Source organism: Candidatus Margulisiibacteriota bacterium (assembly GCA_028706105.1).
GTDB lineage: Bacteria > Margulisbacteria > Riflemargulisbacteria > GWF2-35-9 > DYQY01 > DYQY01.
Genome location: JAQWCF010000029.1, coordinates 1 through 21,383, shown reverse-complemented (window position 1 = coordinate 21,383; position 21,383 = coordinate 1). Strand labels below are relative to the sequence as shown.

General features: G+C 35.4%; 17 protein-coding genes. 6 read left to right on the top strand and 11 right to left on the bottom strand.

Annotated features, from left to right (window positions below; all coding sequences use genetic code 11):
* Positions 1–110 precede the first annotated feature (110 nt).
* Positions 111–1,757, bottom strand: coding sequence for a SulP family inorganic anion transporter (locus tag PHF25_04530; protein MDD4527290.1), 1,647 nt, complete (start codon positions 1,755–1,757; stop codon positions 111–113).
* Between the two features lie 114 nt (positions 1,758–1,871).
* Between PHF25_04530 and carB the strand changes: the two genes are divergently transcribed.
* From carB to PHF25_04505, 5 genes are all read left to right on the top strand, one after another.
* Positions 1,872–5,075: a carbamoyl-phosphate synthase large subunit gene (gene carB, locus PHF25_04525; protein ID MDD4527289.1), complete on the top strand. Its 3,204-nt coding sequence runs from the start codon at positions 1,872–1,874 to the stop codon at positions 5,073–5,075.
* Positions 5,076–5,110: 35 nt separating this feature from the next.
* Positions 5,111–5,839, top strand: coding sequence for an ATP-binding protein (locus PHF25_04520; protein MDD4527288.1), 729 nt, complete (start codon positions 5,111–5,113; stop codon positions 5,837–5,839).
* Between the two features lie 93 nt (positions 5,840–5,932).
* Entirely contained in the window at positions 5,933–9,160 is a 3,228-nt protein-coding gene (locus PHF25_04515) for a hypothetical protein (protein ID MDD4527287.1), read from the top strand.
* Between the two features lie 106 nt (positions 9,161–9,266).
* Complete coding sequence (locus PHF25_04510) at positions 9,267–10,322, top strand: hypothetical protein (GenBank protein MDD4527286.1); 1,056 nt, start codon at positions 9,267–9,269, stop codon at positions 10,320–10,322.
* Positions 10,322–11,008 carry a type III pantothenate kinase gene (locus PHF25_04505; protein ID MDD4527285.1) on the top strand — a complete coding sequence of 229 codons (687 nt, stop codon included), beginning with the start codon at positions 10,322–10,324 and terminating at the stop codon, positions 11,006–11,008. Before PHF25_04510 ends, PHF25_04505 begins: the two co-directional genes overlap by 1 nt.
* Before the next feature lie 3 nt (positions 11,009–11,011).
* On the opposite strand, the gene gatB is transcribed toward PHF25_04505, so the two are convergent.
* The 8 genes from gatB to PHF25_04465 form a co-directional block, all read right to left on the bottom strand.
* Entirely contained in the window at positions 11,012–12,454 is a 1,443-nt protein-coding gene (gene gatB / locus PHF25_04500) for an Asp-tRNA(Asn)/Glu-tRNA(Gln) amidotransferase subunit GatB (protein MDD4527284.1), read from the bottom strand.
* Complete coding sequence (gatA, locus tag PHF25_04495; GenBank protein ID MDD4527283.1) at positions 12,455–13,909, bottom strand: Asp-tRNA(Asn)/Glu-tRNA(Gln) amidotransferase subunit GatA; 1,455 nt, start codon at positions 13,907–13,909, stop codon at positions 12,455–12,457.
* Positions 13,909–14,199, bottom strand: a complete 291-nt coding sequence (gene gatC, locus PHF25_04490) for an Asp-tRNA(Asn)/Glu-tRNA(Gln) amidotransferase subunit GatC (GenBank protein MDD4527282.1) — start codon at positions 14,197–14,199, stop codon at positions 13,909–13,911. The genes gatA and gatC overlap by 1 nt, the downstream gene beginning before the upstream one ends.
* Positions 14,200–14,420: 221 nt before the next feature.
* Positions 14,421–15,500 (bottom strand): conjugal transfer protein TraF, encoded by a 1,080-nt coding sequence (gene traF / locus PHF25_04485; GenBank protein ID MDD4527281.1) that lies wholly within the window; start codon positions 15,498–15,500, stop codon positions 14,421–14,423.
* 66 nt (positions 15,501–15,566) lie between these two features.
* Positions 15,567–15,773 carry a DUF6485 family protein gene (locus PHF25_04480; GenBank protein ID MDD4527280.1) on the bottom strand — a complete coding sequence of 69 codons (207 nt, stop codon included), beginning with the start codon at positions 15,771–15,773 and terminating at the stop codon, positions 15,567–15,569.
* 120 nt (positions 15,774–15,893) lie between these two features.
* The gene (locus PHF25_04475; protein ID MDD4527279.1) at positions 15,894–16,466 is read right to left on the bottom strand and encodes a LemA family protein; all 573 of its coding nucleotides are present in this window, start codon (positions 16,464–16,466) and stop codon (positions 15,894–15,896) included.
* Between the two features lie 16 nt (positions 16,467–16,482).
* Positions 16,483–17,253 (bottom strand): TPM domain-containing protein, encoded by a 771-nt coding sequence (locus PHF25_04470; protein ID MDD4527278.1) that lies wholly within the window; start codon positions 17,251–17,253, stop codon positions 16,483–16,485.
* On the bottom strand, positions 17,234–18,013 hold the full coding sequence (locus PHF25_04465) for a hypothetical protein (protein MDD4527277.1): 780 nt from the start codon (positions 18,011–18,013) through the stop codon (positions 17,234–17,236). The genes PHF25_04470 and PHF25_04465 overlap by 20 nt, the downstream gene beginning before the upstream one ends.
* A 343-nt stretch (positions 18,014–18,356) precedes the next feature.
* Between PHF25_04465 and PHF25_04460 the strand changes: the two genes are divergently transcribed.
* Positions 18,357–20,465, top strand: a complete 2,109-nt coding sequence (locus PHF25_04460) for a glutamine synthetase III (GenBank protein MDD4527276.1) — start codon at positions 18,357–18,359, stop codon at positions 20,463–20,465.
* A 55-nt stretch (positions 20,466–20,520) separates the two neighbouring features.
* Here the strand turns inward: PHF25_04460 and PHF25_04455 are convergent, their stop codons facing one another.
* Positions 20,521–21,117, bottom strand: coding sequence for a hypothetical protein (locus PHF25_04455; GenBank protein ID MDD4527275.1), 597 nt, complete (start codon positions 21,115–21,117; stop codon positions 20,521–20,523).
* On the bottom strand, positions 21,102–21,383 hold a 282-nt coding region (locus tag PHF25_04450), incomplete at its 5' end, for a hypothetical protein (protein MDD4527274.1). The genes PHF25_04455 and PHF25_04450, both read right to left, overlap by 16 nt.

Genomic DNA, 21,383 nt, shown 5'->3' with positions numbered 1-21,383 from the left:
AAAAATCAAGGGACAGATGAGGAATTGTTGGCTTATTTTAGGATCGCTCGAGACGATATTTTTGCTAGGATACAAGAGTTTTTAGCAAGGGGTTAGTGTCTAAAATTTAGTTATTGTTTTTTAGATAATAGGCTATTTGCCTGAGCTAAAGCTTTTTCAAAAGAATCAAAAATGTTTGAAGCTGAGACAAGAGCTGTAAGCTGTTGTTTTTGAAAGTCTTTCAGTATGGTAGGGTTGACACCAGATAAAATTATTTCTACTCCAGATTTTTTTAGTATTCTGATGCTGTCTTTCAGATTATGAATTCCAGTTATATCAATAAAAGTGACATGTCTCATGCGGATAATGAGGATCTTACTTTTCAACCCAATATCCTTTATTATTTCTGAATATTTTCTAGCTGAAGCAAAGAAGAAAGGTCCGCTTATTTCATAAATAGAGATTCCTTTTGGTATTAATGAGTAGTCTTCTATGAGGTCGCTGTCTATAGAATTAGTTAAATCATGATCACCAATGTCCGCCATTCTCTTCATGAACAATAAAGAAGAAAGTAAAACGCCCACTTGTATAGCTGTGGTTAAATCAATAAAAACGGTTAATAAAAAAGTTGTTAAAAGTATTATGGAGTCAAATCGATGTCCTTTTAAAATAGAAAGAAAGGAACGCCATTCGCTCATATTATAGGCAACAACGACTAGTACCCCAGCGAGGCTAGCCATTGGGATGAGCTTTGCGTACTGTCCAAGGAATAACATTATAAGAAGTAAAGTCAGCGAGTGAACTATTCCTGCTATTGGCGTTCTGCCTCCGTTTTTAATATTTGTGGCAGTTCTCGCTAGAGCACCAGTAGCAGCAATTCCACCAAAAAAAGGAGTAACAATATTGGCTATACCTTGAGCAATAAGTTCTGTGTTAGAGCGGTGTTTGCTGCTAATCATACCGTCAGCAACAACTGCAGAAAGCAAAGACTCAATGCCTCCAAGTAAGGCAATAGTTAAAGCAGGGGCAAAGTAGACGCCTATGTTACTCAGGTCGATTACTGGTAGCATGAAATTAATTTTAGTTGGAATGCTTCCAAATAAAGTTTCAATTGTGTTTACGGGTAAGTTAAAAAACTTGACAGCTAAGGTTGCAAAAACAATGGCAATAAATGCTCCGGGTATTTTGTTTGTTATTTTTTTTGAAAAGATAGTAATAAAGATAGTGATTAAGGTTAGGCAGATAGCACAAGTGTTGATGTTAGGAATATTCCAAAAGTAGACAATCCATTTATCAATAAACCCTGATGGCACATGTTTGATGCCCAAACCAAAAGCATCATTTATTTGAGTAGAAAAGATTACAATTGCGATTCCACTAGTGAACCCAACAATTAATGGGTGTGGAAAGTATTTCAAAAGAACGCCAAGCTTGAACAGTCCAAAGATAACCAGCATTATTCCTGCCAGAATTGTTGAAATCATTAGACCATTTAGTCCATATTTTTCAACTATTCCAAAAATAATGATAATAAACGCGCCAGTTGGCCCGCCTATTTGAACCCTGCTGCCACCAAGAAGTGAAATAATAAATCCTGCGATGATTGCTGTTATTAATCCCTTTTCAGGGGAAACGCCTGATGCGACTGCAAAGGCGATTGCCAAAGGCAGAGAAACTACCCCTACTACTATGCCCGCCAAAATATCGTTAATGATTTGTTTTTTGCTGATTCCTTCTTTTAAAAGACTAATTATTTTAGGTTTAAAAATATGTTCCATAACACTGCTTAGTGTACAACTTTAATGATTTTTTTCAATCAAGACAAATGTTACACTTAATTAATTTTTTTCGTTTTTCAATACTTTGAAAGTAAGCTATACTGTATTTTTAGTATGCCAAAAAGAACAGACATTCACAAAATATTAATTATAGGTTCAGGCCCAATTGTTATTGGTCAAGCTTGTGAATTTGATTATTCTGGAACACAAGCAGTAAAAGCACTAAAAAAAGAAGGTTATGAAGTTATCTTAATTAACAGTAACCCAGCCTCTATTATGACTGACCCAGAGATTGCAGACAGAACCTTTATTGAACCGATTACTCCAACAACTGTGGCTAAAATCATTGAAAAAGAAAGACCAGATGCTTTATTGCCAACCATGGGTGGGCAAACATCTTTAAATACGGCGAAAGCTTTGTACGAAGATGGAACACTTGAGAAGTATGGTGTAGAGCTAATAGGCGCTAAATATGAAGCCATTAATAAAGCTGAAGATAGATTTCTTTTCAAGGAAGCGATGACCAAAATAGGTGTCGCAACTCCTGCTTCAGACTTTGCTTATACCGTGGAAGATGCGTTGAGAATATCTGAAAGTATAGGCTATCCGCTTATTTTAAGACCAGCGTTTACTCTAGGTGGTACAGGTGGAGGTATCGCTTATAATCGTGAGGAGCTTATAGAGTTGGCTGCAAAAGGTATTCAAGAAAGTCCTATCCATCAGGTGCTTGTTGAGCAGTCGGTGCTTGGCTGGAAAGAATATGAATTTGAAGTAATGAGAGACATTAAAGATAATTTGGTTATTATTTGTTCGATTGAGAACTTTGACGCAATGGGGGTTCACACTGGAGACAGTATTACCGTCGCTCCAGCTCAAACATTAACAGACAAAGAATACCAGAAGCTTAGGGATTACTCTTTGGCGATTATGCGTGAAATTGGCGTTGAATGTGGTGGCAGCAACATTCAGTTTGCCATGAATCCAATTAATGGTGAAATTATGGTAATCGAGATGAACCCTCGGGTATCTCGTAGTTCTGCTTTGGCTTCAAAAGCTACAGGGTTTGCAATAGCAAAAATCGCTGCAAAATTAGCAGTTGGATATACTTTGGATGAAATAACAAATGATATCACGCAAGAAACCTTAGCTTGTTATGAGCCTGCAATTGATTATGTTGTAACAAAGATACCAAGATTCACTTTTGAGAAATTCCCCAATGCGGATGCAACGCTTAATACAACAATGAAATCAGTTGGCGAAGCTATGTCAATTGGTAGAACTTTCAAAGAAAGTATGAATAAGGCACTTCGTTCAATGGAAATAGGGCATTATGGATTTGATAATAAAGCTATCATCGATAAGTCATTGTTGGTTGAGAAACTAAGAGTTCCCAATGTTGATAGAGTTTACTATATTAAAGAAGCGTTTAGACAAGATTATAGTATTGAGACAATATATGAAATAACCAAAGTAGACCCTTGGTTTTTAGCTCAATTAAAAGAGATTTATGATTTAGAACAGGAAATAACAAAAACAGAAGACGTCTCTTTTGAATTATTGTATAAAGCAAAGCAATACGGGTTTTCGGATAATCATTTAGCTCAAATTATGGGAGTAAAGGAAGCTGAAGTAAGACAAGTTCGTAAAGAAATGGGTGTGGTTCCTGTTTATAAAATGGTTGATACTTGTGCTGCTGAATGTGAAGCAAAAATAAAGTACTACTATTCGTCTTATGATGAAGAAGACGAGGTTGCACCTTCTGATGGAGAGAAAATTATGGTTTTAGGTGGCGGTCCAAACAGGATTGGGCAAGGGATAGAGTTTGATTATTGTTGTGTTCATGCCTCTCTTGCTATTAGAGAAATGGGTAAAGAATCTATCATGGTTAATAGTAACCCAGAGACAGTAAGTACAGATTATGACATATCAGATAGACTATATTTTGAGCCACTTACTTTTGAAGACGTCATGGCAATTATTGAAAAGGAAAAACCAACAGGCGTGATTGTTCAGTTTGGTGGTCAAACACCGCTGAAGCTAGCGAATAGGTTGTTAGAAGCAGGTGCGCCTATAATTGGTACATCTCCTAGGTCTATTGATTTAGCAGAAGATAGGGAATTGTTTGGCGGACTTGTTAATAAACTAGGTTTAAAACAACCTAATAATGGTATCGCAAGAAATATAGAGGAAGCAATAATTAATGCAGATAGAATTGGTTATCCGGTAGTTGTTCGACCTTCCTATGTATTAGGTGGAAGAGCTATGGAGATAGTTTACGATGAGGAAGATTTAAAAAGATATATGACTTATGCAGTTGTTGCGTCGGAGGATAAACCTGTTCTGATTGATTCTTTTTTAGAGAACGCCATAGAGGTAGATGTCGATGCTGTGGCTGATGGGACAGATTGTGTTATTGCTGGGATAATGGAGCATATTGAAGAAGCTGGTATTCATTCTGGAGATAGTGCGTGCATACTTCCTCCTCAGCATTTAAGTAAGAAAGTAATAAAAGATATTAAGAAGCAGACCAAGGCATTGGCTTTGGAGTTGCAGGTTATTGGTCTTATGAATATTCAGTTTGCAGTTAAAGATGAGGATGTTTATATTTTGGAAGTTAATCCTCGAGCCTCTCGTACAGTTCCTTTTGTTTCTAAAGCAAATAGTGTGCAATGGGCGAAAATGGCTACTAGAGTAATGCTAGGGGAGACAATCAAGAGTTTAGGGCTGAAAGAAGTCGTTATTCCTTATATTGCTGTTAAGGAAGCTGTCCTTCCTTTTGCAAAGTTTACAGGGCAAGATACTATTCTGGGTCCAGAGATGAAATCTACTGGTGAAGTTATGGGTATTTCTCAGTATTTTGGTAATGCATTTGCCAAGGCACAGATAAGTGCGGGTGAGAAATTTCCGCTCAAAGGAACTGCTTTTGTTTCTGTTAATGATAAGGATAAGGCTGGGGTATCTGGCGTTGTTGAAGGGCTTATTAATCAAGGTTTCAAAATAGTATCGACCAAAGGAACAGCGCAATATCTTCGCAATAAAGGTTTTGACGTGAAGGATATACTTAAGGTTCATGAAGGAAGACCTAATATTATAGATTTAATGATGAACAAGGAAATCGACTTAATTATTAATACACCAGTGGGCAAGCATGCAGTTTCTGATGATAAATATATTAGACATACAGCTTTAAAATACAAGATTTTTACTGTTACAACCATAGCCGGAGCAAAGGCTGCCGTTGAAGGTGTGCGTAGTGCGAAGTATCACGAAAATCAGGTGAAAAGCCTACAAGAACACTATTTAGATATAGCTAAGTAGTTAGTTATTTCTCAATATTGAGTTAAAATTTCAAGATGGAAGTTAGCATTAAACTTAATAGGCTTATTGGTAAACTTATTTATGATAAACAACTTATCGTAAATGGGGATAAAATTTTAGTTGGTTTGTCTGGAGGTAAAGATAGCTGGACCTTGTGTTGTTTTTTAAAAGAGTTTCGTAAGAAAGCTCCAATTGATTTTGAAATACAAGTATGTACCTTGGATGTACATTTTAGCCAAGAACAAAAAGACCTTTTACAGGACACAGTCGCTAGTTTGGGGTTACCTTACCATATTTATGCTAACTCAATTATAGAGGTTATTCAGGACAAGAAACGTGAAGGCTCAAGCTATTGTTCCTTTTGTGCTAGATTGCGTAGAGCATATTTGTATGAGGCTGCACAGAAGTTTGGCTGTAATAAGGTAGCCTTGGGACATCACTTGGATGATGCAATAGAGACCTATGTTATGAATATTTTTTATCAGGGAAGAACTATTGGTATGCCAGCAAAGCTTCAAGCAACAAATGTTACAGGTTTAGAATTAATTAGACCACTGTTGTTATGTAAAGAAGAAGATATTTCTAAGTTTGCTCAAGAGAAAGATTTTCCTTTAATCAAATGTAATTGTTCGGACATAGTCAACACAGATACAAGACGACAGTATGTTAAGAAATTTTTGACAGAACTAGAAGAAGATACAGAAGGCGTTAAACAAACCATTTTGACATCAATGCAGAACGTAGTTCCAGACCATATTTTTTAAAGTAAAAGTAACAAGCTTAAACCATACATAAAACACTCAGAATAATACGTTTATTAGTTGGAGAAGTGGGTATAACCTAAATAGGAGATAAAGATGGTTAGCTTTAATGACATGCAACAAATACAAGGATATTCTAATTCTGCAAAGAAGATGGAGGAAGAAGCGCAGCTCCAGCGGCTGATTGATAAGAAGGTTGAGCAGAAGAACCAGGAAAAAAAGCTACAGGAGGCACTACAGACCCAAAAGGCGGCAGACACAAAGAGCTCGGAGGTTGCTAAAAGTAAATATGAGAATCAGTTTAAAGCTTTAGAGCAAATCTCCAAACAGTTAAATGTAAAGGTGCAAGACCTTACTAGTGAACTTCTTAATCAAGTTGTTAGTACTTTAGATGAATCACAAAAAGCACTTGTTCAGGAAATTATTAAACAGGAACAGCTTGCGCAACTGAAGCAAGAACATAACAGCCAGCAGTTAAAAAATAAAGGGGTTGAGCAACAGTTTTCCAAAGAAATGCAATTAATAGAAAGCATTGCCAAAGCATTAAAAATACCTCTGGAACAACTTACTGCCAGTGATGTTCAGAAGTTTATGCAAGCGATTAAAAAGGTTGCTACCGAGAAATCTGGTACTCAGGAAAAAGTAGACCAATTAGCAAAAGAATTAGGTATACCAAAAGAGCAGGTTAGCACCAAAGATTTACAAAAGCTATTGAGCTTATTCAACAAACAAAGGTTTGCACCTAAACAGCAAATAAAAGATGCTCAATCAAAGCAAGTAGATGTTAGGGCAGATAGTAAGCTAGATAAGTTGGAGGCAAGACAAGAAGAAATTCAAAGGATTTTAGATAAATTAAGAGGAAAACAAGATGAAACCTTAAATAAATTAAACGGTAAAGATCAAGAATCTCAAAAGGTTTTAGAAAAGCAGATGGGAACGCTTCAAGGAAAAATGGAGCAACTTGAGCAAAGCTTGCAGCAGTTAAATGGGCAGATAAAAAAGACTTTAGATAAGGATAAAAAAGCAGAGTTAGAAGCAAGAAAAACAGAGTTAGAAGGGCAGGTTAAAGAGTTAAAGGGAAGCCTCAAGGGCCTGCAGACGCAAAAGATTGAAAAACAAGCTAATGAAGAACAAATAAAAGGTAAACAAGATACACTAACTGCTTCAAAAGAGGAATTAAAACAAGTAGAAACAAGGATGAAAGAGCTTAATAATCTCGAGAAGAGCTTAACGGCAAAACTTGAGAAGGCGCCAGATGAAAACAAGGCAACGCAGATAAAAGAGAAAATAGATAATCTTAAACAAGAAAAAGAAGCTTTAACCAAGCAGGCAGAACTACTTTCCAGGGACAACAAGGAAGTTAAGAGTGAAAAACAAGCTTCGGTTATTCAAACATCCCCTCAAGAGGAGATCGATTCATTACAAACAAAGCTAAAGAACCTGGATAGTCTGGAGAGGCAACTAACTTCTGAAATAGGGAGTGAGCCAGATGAAAATAAAGCAACGCAGATAAAAGAAAAAATAGATAATTTAAAGCAAGAGAAAGAAAGCATTTCTAAGCAAATAAAGGATACAGAAACCAAGAATAAAGAAACAATCAGCAAGGATAGTCAGCTTACAAAGCCAGAGGTTCTGGCTGAAAAAGGAATAATCAAAGAAGCTTTAATTAAAGATATTCTAAGTAAGCTGGATAAAGCAGAAACAGACCTTAAATTTAAGGAAGTATTTGAGCGGGAGATAAACGAGCAGTCTACCAAAGAAGTTGCTGCAAAATTACTTGATGTTAAAGGTACAATTAAAGACATTCAGGTATTAAAAGAAAGTCTTGGTCAATTAAAGAAGTTAAATAACCAAGAAAAAACATTACAATTAAAGCAAATAGTTGGTGAGATTAAAAACGATCAATTAAAAGGTAAAATAGAGACTCTTATTAGACAGAGTAATAGTGCAAATTTTCTTTTAGATGAGATTATTACTGGTAATAAAACTGAAATAACTGATGGTGAAGCAATTTTGCTTTCTGGGTCTAATCTGGAAGAGTTAAATAACGAACAATTAACAAAACTTTTTAATGTTATGGGTGACAAAATTAGTCAGCTCAAGCTTAGTGTTCGTTCAATGGAAGTTTTAAAAGGTGCGCTTAAGACAGAAGCACAAGAGATTAAAGAGAAGCGAGAAAACCTTGTAGGAACCCTTAAGTCAGTGGTTGAAATGAAGAGCAAGGGAAGCCTTAACTCTGATAAATTAATTGCTCTTTTTAATACGGATTCTTTAGGGCAAGAAGCTATAGACCAGTTAATGTCTCAATTTGAAGGCTTACAGTCAACAGAAGCACAAGTTCAATTCTCTTTATTGTTGAGGGATCTTTCTGGTAAAGACATAAATGCATTAAAGATGCTTTTAAGCTTATTGGTAGCTGATGGCAGGGTTGATGAGTCTTTTATTGAGGAAGAGCTAGGTGTTGTTTTTACTAAGGAAGACGCTTTCGAGGGTGAGCCAGTAAGCAAAGAATCTTTAGCAGTTTTAAGTAAGCTGACAAAAATCACGCAAGAAACTATGTTTACTAATGAAGGTTTACAGTTAATGATTTCAAAAGGCAGAATTGATAGAGAGAATTTTGAGCGTTTGTTTAAAAAAGAGGTGTCGGAAGACGCTTGGGATTATGGTGTTATTTCCTTTAATAAGAATAGTATAGGGTTGCTTAAAGAAAGAGCTGAGATCAATAGCCTTTCAAATTTTTGGAAGTTAATGGAGAGGTTTTCCTCAGGAGGAGAGAAAGACACGCAAGAGACAGCTGAATTATTTTTAACTACAAGTAAATTTTCTAACTACCAAAGAGAGTTAGTTTCTTTTTTTGTTGATCAGTATCAGGAATATTTTATTGATCCGGACTTTCATTTGTTTGATTTGTACACAAAATATATGGACGGGAATACCTTTGTTCAGATTAATGATGATAGCAGAGAGGAATTGTGTTTAGCTGTTATGTTGAGAATGATCAAAAATATGGAAGGCCCGAACAAACATAATCAGTTCTCTAGACTTATAAAGTTTAGCCAGCAAAAAGAGGATAGTCTTGAATTTATAAGAAGCGTAGAGGTTATGGAGTTTTACTTTAGTCAAGGTGGGACTATTAAGCAAGAATTTCTAGATGTGAGCAAAGAGCTAAAGTTGTTTGATAGTACAACTGAGTGGAGAGATGAGCTTAAAGCGGAATTAGATGAGAGCACTATTTCTAAAATGGTAACTGGCTTTAGTAAACCAGCCAAGAAATTAGAAAGCGTAAAACTAGGAAGGCTAGCAGATAGGCTTAAGAAAAAGTAGCCTTGTGGCTTGGCTGTCCATCAATAACCCCTTGAATGATTGAACCATTGAACTATTTTATGTATGATAGGATAATCCTATAAAGGTTTATGTAATTATATATAAAATGATAAATAAAAATAAAGAAATATTAGAAATAGTTAAAGTTATCTCAAATGGCAAGAATGCCTTGATTTACGGCTCTTTGTATAGTGGAAAAACTACTTTTTTGAAGCAGTTATCCGCAGTGTTGGTTAAAGAAAAAATTAATTATTTTTTCATTGATTGTAAGAAATGCTTTGACGCAAGAAGTTTTCTGACAGAATACTCCAAAGAAGGATTAAGGGTTCTGTCTGAGAAGGTTGCCGGAGCGGTTAAAGACGCATATCAGACGCTTCCTAATATTAAGCCATCCATTAGTTCTAGTGGCACAAAGGGCGCAGAGCTTACAATGTCTTATAGTTTAACAGATGATGACATTTCTAAGTTTGCTTCAGATGTACTACAGGCTCCCTATAGGATTAGTCAATCTCGGGAAGAACAGGTAGTAGTTGTTTTAGATAACTACGAGAATTTAATGAGTATTGAAAATTTAAATTTATCTGGTTTTATTGCAAAGAACATTGGCAAAGGAGTTGTTTATGTTTTGAGTACAGCAGATCAAGAGTTATTTTTAGCTGTTAATAAAAAAGAACAAAAGAAGTTGGCTATTGATTTAGTAAAAACGATTGAAAGACCAACGGAAACACAATTAAAAAAAAATATTCAGTTGCAATTTAAGGAGCAATCCATAGAGGAGGGTGCAGCCCAGAGTCTGGTCTCATTACTTGTAGGTGACCTCAAAGCAATAAGTGAGTGTATCAATTTTTATGGCAAGAAGGCTTTAACAATCAAGGAAATTAAAAAAAATGTAAGCCTTATTCTTGAACAGAAAGAACAAGTTTTTCAACTTTACTTTGATTCCTTATCAGTACATCAAAAAAAACTTATTATTGCTATAGCTAAACACACTGGGCAACATGTTTTTAAAAGTCAGTTTATTTATAATAATGGACTCATTTCTGTTCCTTCTGTGCAAACATCCATCAAGGGGCTTATCAAAAAGCAATTTCTTCATAAGGATGATGCGGGACTTAAGATAACCGATGTATTTTTTGCTGAGTGGCTTAGGAGATATTTTTAGTGTTTGATTTAGTAACTGTGGATGTTGGCAATACAAATATAGCAATAGCTTATTTTCTAAATGGAGAAATTCAGAAGAAAGAAAGCAAGAAGACAAAGTATGTTTCTAGTAGACTGAGGATATCCTCTGCTGATAAGATTATCCTCTCTTCCGTAGTGCCTAAAGTAACAGAAATAATATTAAAAAAATATCCACTAGCGGAAGTTGTGACATTGCAATCTTTAGATAACACCAGCTTTCCATTAAATATAGGAATCGATAGAGCACTAAATTGTGTGACAGCAATGTCTCTGTATAAGACAAAAGATGTTTTGGTTATTGATCTGGGGACAGCGCTTACTTTCACTTGTTGTAATAACGGTAAGTTTAAGGGCGGGCTTATCATGCCAGGATATGGGACAGCGAAAAAGGTGCTTTCTCAAAATACTGCTTTATTGCCAGCTGAATTTGATAATGTGGAGATAAATATTTTTAATGTAGGCACAAAAGATGCAATGAGTGCCGGGGTAAGAAACCTCTATCTGTTATCCATTGAAGCTTTAATCATAAAATATAAGAGTAGCATTAAAGACTTGGTTGTAGTTTTAACCGGAGGAGATTCTTTGGTTTTTGCTGAGCATATAAATCAAATAAATATAGTAAATCCTACTTTGTTGTTAGAAGGATTGTTTCTTTTAGCTAAATAGTTTTTAATTTAGTAGCGAATTTAATAGCTCGTTGGTTATTCCTGGATTAGCTTTTCCGTTAGATTTTTTCATTATTTGTCCAATTAAGAAGCCTCGTGCTTTTGGATTGCCATTTTTTATATCTTCAACAACTTTTGCGTTCTCCTTAATTACTGTTTCCACGATTTTCTTAAGTTCTCCTTGGTCAGAGACTTGGGCTAGTCCTTTTTCTTTGATAATTTCTTCTGCATTTTTTCCGGTTTTTATAATTTCTGGTAGTATGGTTTTTGCTATTTTCCCAGAAATAGTATTTTTATCTATTAATATAAGTAGTTCAGCTAATAGTTTGGGCGTAAGCTTGGTTTCTGACAATTTAAGATTGTTTTGATTAAGAGTTCCAAGTACTTCGCTCATTATCCAATTAACCGTTTCTTTTGGTTTAGATCCATAGCTTATTGTTTCTTCAAAAAAGTCTGCTGTTTCTTTTTCTGTAGTTATAATGCTTGCGTCATATTCTGATAAAGAGAGAGAGTTTATATATCTTTCTTTTTTTTCTTCTGGTAATTCTGGCAATAAATTCCTTACTTTTAATATCCAGTCATCATCAATAAGAAGCGGCACTAAATCAGGATCCGGGAAATATCTATAGTCGTGGGCATCTTCTTTGCTTCTCATGGATTTTGTACTATTTGTTGCTTCATTATAATGTCTGGTTTCTTGAATAATCTCGCCACCATCTTCCAGAATATCAATCTGTCTTTCCACTTCAATATTGATTGCTTTTTCTATGGCTTTGAAGCTGTTAAGGTTTTTAACTTCTGCTTTGGTCCCAAGCTTTATTTGTCCTTTTGGCCGAACAGAAACATTGGCATCACATCTCATAGAACCTTCTTCCATGTTTCCATCGCAAACACCAAGATATCGTACAATTTGTCTAATTTTTTGTGCATACGCAATAGCTTCTTCTGCAGACCTTAAGTCTGGTTCACTAACAATCTCGCAAAGAGGCACTGATGCTCGGTTTAAATCAACTAAGCTATATGAGGCATCTTTAATGTTATCACTGCCTGCGTGTACAAGTTTACCCGCATCTTCTTCCATATGAATTCTAGTAATTCCTATTGTTCTTTTATTCCCATTAACTTCTATTTCTAGCTTACCGTTTTCACAGATAGGTTTGTCGTACTGAGATATTTGGTATCCTCCAGGTAAGTCAGGATAAAAGTAGCTTTTTCTAGCAAATTCGTTTAATTTTCTAATATCACATTTGGTTGCAAGCCCCAACATAATTGCATTGTCTACAACTTGTTTGTTAACTACAGGGAGCATGCCAGGTTGGCCAGTACATCCTGGACAAACATGGGTGTTTGGTTCACTTGAGAAGGAGGCATCACAGTTGCACATAAGCTTAGACTTAGTGGCCATTTGTGCGTGTATTTCTAATCCAATAACTACTTCCCAATTCATTTATTTCTCCCAATAAGGATTTTGTAGATTAAACCCTAATATTTGTTCTATTTTCTTTGCAATAGAAAATAATTTTTGTTCTTCCAAGATATTGCCCATCAAGTGTAATCCCATTGGTAAATTGTTTATTATTCCGCAGGGTAGCGAGAGAGCAGGAATGCCTGCTAAATTAGCTGGTATGGTCATTATATCGTTCATGTACATTTCTAGTGGGTTACTTTTCTCGCCAAAAGCAAAAGTTGGAGTAGTTGTTGTTGGTGAGAGGAGAATGTCATATTTTGAAAATGCTTTTTGGAAGTCATTTTTAATGATAGTTCTTACTTGTTGAGCTTTTTTATAGTAGATATCATAGCATCCACTACTTAAGACATATGTCCCAAGAAGAATTTTTCTTTTAACCTCTGCTCCAAAGCCTTCACTTCTGGATAACTCCATCATTTCAACAAGTGATTTAGCTTCTTTGTTTCTGTATCCATATCGGACACCATCAAATCTAGCTAAGTTTGAGCTAGCTTCAGCTGGTGCGATAATGCAATAAGTTGGTACCCCTTGTTGTAATGAGGGCATATCAATTTCTTCAAAAATAATTCCCTCATTGGATAATTTTGTTGTGATGTTTTTATAGAGTCCTTTTGTTTTATTGTCTAAGTTTGCAAAAAATTCTTTTGGTAAACCAATTTTTATTTCTTTTGGTTCAGATAATTCGGTATAGTTTGTTTTGATGTTTGGTTGAGAGGTTGAATCTTTAGCGTCATAACCACTAATTACAGACAATAGCGCTGCAGAATCTTTAATGTTTTTGGAGAAAGGCCCTATTTGGTCTAAGGAAGAAGCAAAGGCAACTAGTCCGTATCTAGAAACAACTCCATATGTTGGTTTCATACCAACAACGCCACAAAAACTTGCAGGTTGTCTGATTGAGCCGCCAGTGTCTGAGCCTAAGGCTAAAGGTGCTTGCAGGGCAGAGATTGCTACCGCAGAACCTCCAGAGGAACCACCGGGAACAGTATTTATATCCCAAGGATTTTTTGTGGAGCCAAAGAAGGAAGTTTCAGTAGATGTCCCCATTGCGAATTCATCCATATTTGTTTTCCCAAGTATTGGCATATTATTATTTTTGATTTTTTCAACAACCGTAGCATCGTAAGATGGTACAAAGTTGACAAGCATTTTAGAACAACAAGTTGTGGCTACGCCATTTGTACACATATTATCTTTAAGCGCGATTGGAACACCTTCAAGTAGGTTAAGTTTTTGAGATTTAGCAATTTTTTCGTCAACTATCTTGGCAGTCTCCATTGCCGATTTTTCTGAAACAGAAACAAAGGAATTTAGTTCAGGATTTGTTTTATTTATTCTATCGAGGAAAGCTTTTGTGACTTCACTACAAGATAAGTCTTTAATTTTGTATTTTTCACTAATTTCAGTCGCAGAAAGTTTAAGTATTTCGTTCATTAGTTTGTTAGTATCCTTGGTACTTTAAAGGAATGGTTCTCAACATCAGGCGCATTCTCAAATAATTTATCAATATATTTATAATTTATTACTTCATCTTCTTTGAAAACGTTTTGTAAATCAAGAGCGTGAATAGCCGGGAGAACGCCTTCTGTATTTACTTGTTGTATTGATTTTGTGTATTCCAATATTTCATTTATACTTTTGGTGAAAGATAAAAGTTCGTTATCGCTTAAATGGAGTCTGGATAATTTTGCTAAATGTTCAACAGTATCTTTATCTATTGTCATAATGAAAGATATTTTAGCACGATTTTTTTTTGAAGTCAGGAATCTCTTCAGTAAATTTTAAAATAGATTACAATATATTTGATGTTACTAACTCTCCTATAGGAGCGTTCCATCTGTTTTTCTTATATCCATGTTAGCATAAAAAATCCCCCTTCTCCTTTAGGAGAGGGGGGATTAATGTTCAGTAACTATTTCCCTAAAGTAGCTTTAGGGGGGAGAGGCTAGAAGCTTATTTGTCCTGAGAAGTTAAGCTCCTGAGTCTGGTCATCGGCGATAGTTTTGCTTACAACATTAAGGTTTAGGTAGGCTATAAGAACTCTTGCTTGTAAGCCATAAGTAACAAGAGATATATCGTAATTATCTTTTTTGCCAGTTAAGTAACCAGCTCTAGCAGTAATCCCTCCTAACCATTCAATAAAAGGAACATCGAATAGTTTTTGCTGAATTCCAACATGGTACGTTGTGTTGTTAGCATCAGTAAGGTTTGCCATATCAGCGGCTAACAGAGTATAGCCGTTATTGTATCCAACACCAACTCTGACAACTGGCTTTGGTGTTTCAGCGGTATTATTAGTGACAATGCTTGAGCTAGTTAGTTCCTTGGTTGTTTCAAGAGTAAAAGCATCCTCAATAGATGTGCCTAAAGAAAAATTACCTGTTTTGTACATTGCACCTATGTTTGTTCCAAGATTATAGCTTTTTTCAAACTCGCCCGAACCGAAATTCATCCCGTCAAAGTTTGAACTTACAAGCTCGGTGTATGCGATAGAACCTTTTAGTGCTTCAACTCTTGTTGCTTTTAATGTTATGCCTAACGCCACATCATCCATAATTTCTCTGGCGTAACCCACGCATAATAAAGAGGAGTTATTTATATTGGCATTTAATGCTTCATTTTCATATTTCATGAAAGTTTTTGCTGAGGCATAGGCACCAAAGGCAAGACCGCCAGTAAAATAGGAGATTCCTCCACCATAAAACATAGATGCTGATTTCCCTTCCAGTTCCGCTAAAAGTGCAGAGCCGGCAGTAAAATTACCAGTATTATTTTTAATAGAATCCATAATTGCAGTAAATCCGTCTTCGTAAGAAAAAGTCCCTTCTGCGGTTAGGTGTCCGATCATTCCTGAATCAATGTAGGCTAGTCCAGCAGGGTTATAGAACATCGCCATTTCATCATTGGCTATTGCTGTATACGCTCCACCAAGACCCATGACTTTTGCCGATGCATATTGTGCTGTGTTAAAAGAAAAAACGAGCGAGAAGGATGCCAGGATGCTTATTATTAATATTTTTTTCATTATTACCTCCGGTTAGTATTGTTGAAAACATTGTAACAAAGAATATAGGTGAAATGAAAGAGGGTTTTATTTATTTTTTTGTTGCCAAAGTGCGATAAAATTTTCAATACTTCTATCCCATGTTTTCTCTGCAACATCATCAAAGTAACAAGCAGGTAATTGTTTTTTCTCTCGGTGATATTTTATACACTCACAGCAGATGCCCATTCTTGGGCATCCGCTTGCTGAGCAATTACAATTTTTTAGGTTGTTAGCTTTGTTTATACAAGTCATTCTTTCTTTCCTGTCATCCCCGCGAAGGCGGGGATCTTCTTCTTAGAAGTTTCGTGATAAATTTATGGATTCCTGCTTGACGCTATGCTAGGCCTTCGGCACTGCGGGAATGACAGTGTATTAATTAAAGTTAACTTTTGGTGCTTCTTTAGCTTTTTCTTCCATTTGAAACATGTCTTTTTTCTCATAGCCTAGTTGGTTGGCAACAATGCTAGTAGGGAATTTTCTGATAGCGATATTGTATCCTTTGATAGACAGATTGTATCTTTGTCTTTCTACCGTAAGTCTATTTTCTGAGCCAGCTAGCTCGTCCATTAGTTTAGTAAAGTTTTCATTAGCCTTTAGGTTGGGATAATTTTCTACCACAACAAGAAGTCTACTTAACGCTCCTTCGATGCCTTGAGCTGCTTGCATTTTGTCCTTAGCCGAACTCGCTCCAGCAAGTTTTGCTCTAGATTCAGCAATATTTTCAAAAATTTCCTTCTCATGTTTGGCGTAGCCTTTAACAGTATTGATTAAATTAGGAATTAGGTCATATCTTCTTTGCATAACGTTTTCAACTTGTGCCCATTTTTCATTAACACTTTCATCCATGGTGATTAGCTTGTTGTAGGTGCCAATATACCAACTAATACTTCCTATTATAAATAAAGCAATTACTCCTAGTGTTATCCATAGCTTTTTATTGTTCATTTTTTACCCCTTTCTTTTACCATCTTCCGCTTGCTCCACCGCCGCCTGACAATCCTCCACCAAAGCCACCAAACCCACCGCCAAAACTTCCGAAGTTATTGGAACGATGGCTACCTCCGCCCATTGTGCTTGCTAGTAAACTCCACATTAGTACGGATCTTCCAGTTTTACTCTTTAATAGTATAAGTATGATTATTATAAAGATAAAGGCACCAACCATGTTTTCGTTGGTAGTCGCGACCTTGGTTGTAGGTGATGCTGGAAGTTCCCCGGCTCCAAGTTGCGGAAGTTCAATTCCTTCCATTTCTGCTTGTTTCACTAAGAGTGCATAGGTGCCTTGTAGTATGCCAGTTGCAAAATCATTATTTTTAAAATGTGGAATTATATAATTATCTCTGATTGTTCCTACAAGTCCATCATTTAGGTATTGTTCTAATCCATATCCTACTTCGATTCTTAATCTTCTCTCATTGGGAGCAACTAACAACATGAGTCCATCATTTTCGCCGCTTCTTCCGATTCCCAGCTCTTCAAGTTTTTTAACAGCGTAGTCTTCTATTTCTTGACCGTTCAGAGATTTGACTGTGACTATAGCCATTTGGTGTTTTGTTTTTTCTTCCCATTCTCCAATCATTCTATTTAAAACAAGAGTATGTTTAGGTTCTAGAATCCCTGCTTGGTCAAATATTCGTTCAGCAGAATAGGAAAAAGATAAGGAGGTAAGCAAAGAAATAGCACAGATAACGGCTATCTTAGTAAGGCTATAGTTACTTAGACGTTTTAACATTTTTTTTAGCAGTGGTTGCTTTTTTGATCGTATCCTTTTTTGTAGTTACGTCTAATTTGTCTACGAAGGTTACTATGTTTTCTACTTGGGCAAGATATAAATAAAAAATTTCTTCAATATCAATTTTGTCAATCTTGATTAATCGAGGATTGTCGATAATTCGCATTAATAGAAAGAATAGTTGGATGTCTAGCTCTATGATGTCTGCTGTTTTTATTAACACATCTCTTGCTGACATTTCCTTGACGGGAACATTGTGAAATCTAAGTAGGTTTTTTAGGCTAATAATAAAGCTATTTAAGGAGGCATTTAATGTTTGAGCAATATGTTTTTTATCATAAATAAAGGCACTTTTGAGTAAAATAATATTTCTTCTGATATTTGATTCTATCTGTAAGCGTAGGTTTTTGTTTTCTATTTTTATGATTTCAGATAATTTTTTTCCGTATAAGGCTTCCTCTGAATCTATCATTTCTAAATATTCTATGGGAAAAATGTCACAAGATTCTTTGATTTCTCTTTGCGTGAGTATTAAGGTGTCAGTTTGTTGGAATATTTTGAAAATCTTTTTGTCTTCGTGAAGTTCTTTGTAGAATCTTTTAAACTCAAAGTTATCTTTCATGATGATTAAGAGATTACTAGCAGACTTATTGTCTTTATGCAGAATGTCACTGCTGTGTTTTATAATACTTAATAAAGAGTAACTAAACTTATTTATGAGAAAAGCAATTAACGGTTTTTGTTTATTCATCGTTAGCATAGTTTCATTATATTTTTTTATGCTACTTAAGTCAAAACAAGTTTTCCTTTCAGGTGACGACAGTGTCGCCTAATCTAGCAATTCACCGTTGATATTTTTATGACTCGTAGAGCTATATTCCTTATAAAAGCATGTTTTGAGGAAATATTAGAAGATGTTTATGTTTTAATTTCAAAAACTACGAGTAAAATTAATACAATAATCGTATTTGATGCGAGAATAAATTAACAGTTTGACATGCCTAAGCGCAAAGTAATATAATTTGTCTTGAGTTATAATAAGGTATACAGAGAAGTGTTCTTGCTCTGGAGATACAAATTTTTACCTAAGGAGTTTAAGCGTAATGAAACAAGAAAATGCTTTATATGGTTTTGGAGAATTAGTTTTTAATGATGAGGTAATGCAAGCAAGGCTACCAAAAGATGTTTTTAAGAAATTAAAAAAAACAATCAGTGAAGGCGAAACCTTAGATGCTTCCATTGCTGGATTAGTCGCCAATGCTATGAAGGATTGGGCTCTGGAAAAAGGGGCAACGCATTTTACGCATTGGTTTCAACCATTAACAGGGACAACAGCGGAGAAACATGATTCTTTTATTAATCCAGTTAGTGATGGTAAAGGAATGGTTTTAGAGTTTAGCGGGAAAGAGTTAATTAAGGGGGAGCCGGATGCTTCTTCTTTTCCAAGTGGTGGAATTCGGGCAACTTTCGAAGCAAGAGGATATACAGCATGGGATTGCACTTCTCCAGCTTTTTTAAGAGCAGACGGAGAATCATATACCTTATGTATTCCAACGGCTTTTTATTCTTATACAGGAGAAGCTCTTGATAATAAAATTCCCTTATTAAGGTCAATGGAAGCTATCAATGAGCAAGCATTAAGGGTCCTTAAAATATTTGGAAATGACAAAGCAACAAGAGTTGTCCCAACTGTGGGTCCAGAACAAGAATATTTTTTGATAGATAAATCATTTTTTGAACAAAGACTAGACCTGATTACTTCTGGCAGAACATTGTTTGGTGCACCTGCTCCAAAAGGACAAGAGCTTGAGGATCATTATTTTGGGTCAATTAAAGAAAGAGTTGCAGCTTATATGCATGAAGTCGATGGAACACTGTGGAGACTGGGTGTAAATGTGAAAACTAAACATAATGAAGTTGCTCCCTCTCAGTTTGAAATAGCGGTTGTTTATGGAACTACAAATATTGCAACAGACCATAACCATCTAGTAATGGAAGCGTTAACTAATATTGCAATAAGACACGATTTTGTTTGTTTATTACACGAAAAACCATATGTGGGTATTAATGGCTCAGGCAAACATAATAACTGGTCATTAGCATCTAATGACGGACAAAACATGTTAGAGGAAGGAGATACTCCCCATGATAACTTGCAGTTTTTAGTGTTTTTAGTAGCAACACTTTCTGCTGTTAATGAATATTCTGATTTATTAAGAGCTTCTGCTGCAAATCCCGGAAATGAACATCGTTTAGGTGCTAACGAAGCTCCTCCGGCGATTATTTCCGTGTATCTTGGAAGTGAATTAACAGAAATAATCGAAGGTATCGAAAACGGTGTTTTTAAAGCAGCAAGCTTAAAAGGTAAGTTGAGCATGAACGTCAGAACATTACCGAATGTTCCTATTGATAATACAGATAGGAATAGAACTTCTCCCTTCGCATTTACTGGAAATAAATTTGAATTTAGAATGGTTGGTTCGACCTCCTCAGTTGCAGTGCCTAACTGTGTCTTGAACACTATTGTTGCGAAATTTTTAGATGATATTGCGACGGAAGTAGAAGCCGCTGCTGATAAGGTCAAAGCAATCCAAGACATTTTAGTTAAATTAATCAAAAAACATAAGAGGATTATTTTCAATGGAGATGGTTATGGGGATGTCTGGGTAGCTGAAGCAGAAAAAAGAGGATTACCAAATGTAAAAAATACAGTGGATGCTCTTAAAGCTTTTATTAAACCAGAAAATATTAAAGTGTTTGAAAAGTATAATGTCTTATCGAGAAGAGAGCTTGAAGCAAGATATGAAGTTTATTTAGAAAGATATGCAAAAACCATCAACATTGAAGGCCTAACTTCCGTGCATATTGTAAAGAGACAAATTATTCCTGCGGTGAGTCAATTTTTAGTCGACCAAATTGCTACTTTAGGTAGTGTAGAATCAGTAGGGTTGAAAAATTCTGCGCTAGAAACACAAGTTAAAACCTTGAATTCTTTACTTCTAGATACATTTAAGAAAACAGAATCTTTAGGAAAAGCTATTGAAAAAGCGCAAGCTGCTCACGGAAATGCTGAACAGCAGGCTTCATTATATAGAGACAAAGTATTTACAGCACAAGCAGAACTTAGAAAAACGGTTGATGAATTAGAAGCTATGGTTGGTTCTGAGTATTGGCCAATGCCAACTTATTCAGAAATGTTATTTTTATTATAATTTGGCAGATAATAGTTGAATTGGAAAAAGGGCATCGAAAGATGCCCTTTTTTGTTTATTGATGTCTTTTTAAGAAAGAAGTAGCGTCATTAATAAATTTTTCTAAGTCCGGTATGTTTATTTTGTAGGCTAAAAACGCACGACTAAGAATTAATGTGCCTGTATCATTTTTATTTAATTTGCTTAAATTTTTTGTTCCATTGATTCTTATAATCATTTTAGATAATACAACAGCTTTTTTATGTAGAGTTAGTATTTGCTCTGCTTCTTTTATTTTTCCAGTATCAACAAGTGTTTTTATGTTTCTATAAATAGGCCAGTGTCCCCGCATTAGACTAAAGATTATCCACTCGCTTACACTTTTTTCCATTGTGTGGTCATAATGCGTGTTTATATATATTGTTAATATTTTTTTGTCTTGTTCTGTTGGAGTTAAAGTTAGAAGTGTTTGCCATACCACAGAAAGGTCCGCTGGAATTCCCTGCTCATTACAGAAGTAGTCTTCTTGTTCAAAAGTGTTATTTTTTATAGCATTAAGAATATGAGTTATGTCGTTAGATCCATGTATCTTAAGAATAAGGGTTGAGACAGTTTTAATTGCTTTTAAAAAGTTTAATTGATAGCTGTTTATTCCAATTATTTTATTGAACATAAGAAGTTATCGTTTAAAGGGCGTAGTTGTCTCACTAAAAATTGTTGCTCTATGTGAAGCATCGAAACATGGTATCCCTCTGTTAGGTCCTCTTCATCAAAACCGTGGAACAATAAAAACTCATTTGGATCATAAACAGTTTCTAACGGTTGAGGGTTAAATAAATCAAAGTAATAGTTCAAATATTCCTTAATATTGACGACTGGAAAGTTTAAAACACCTTCATTACAATCCGGATAGTCTTCTTTGAGTAGTTCTAGAGGTGT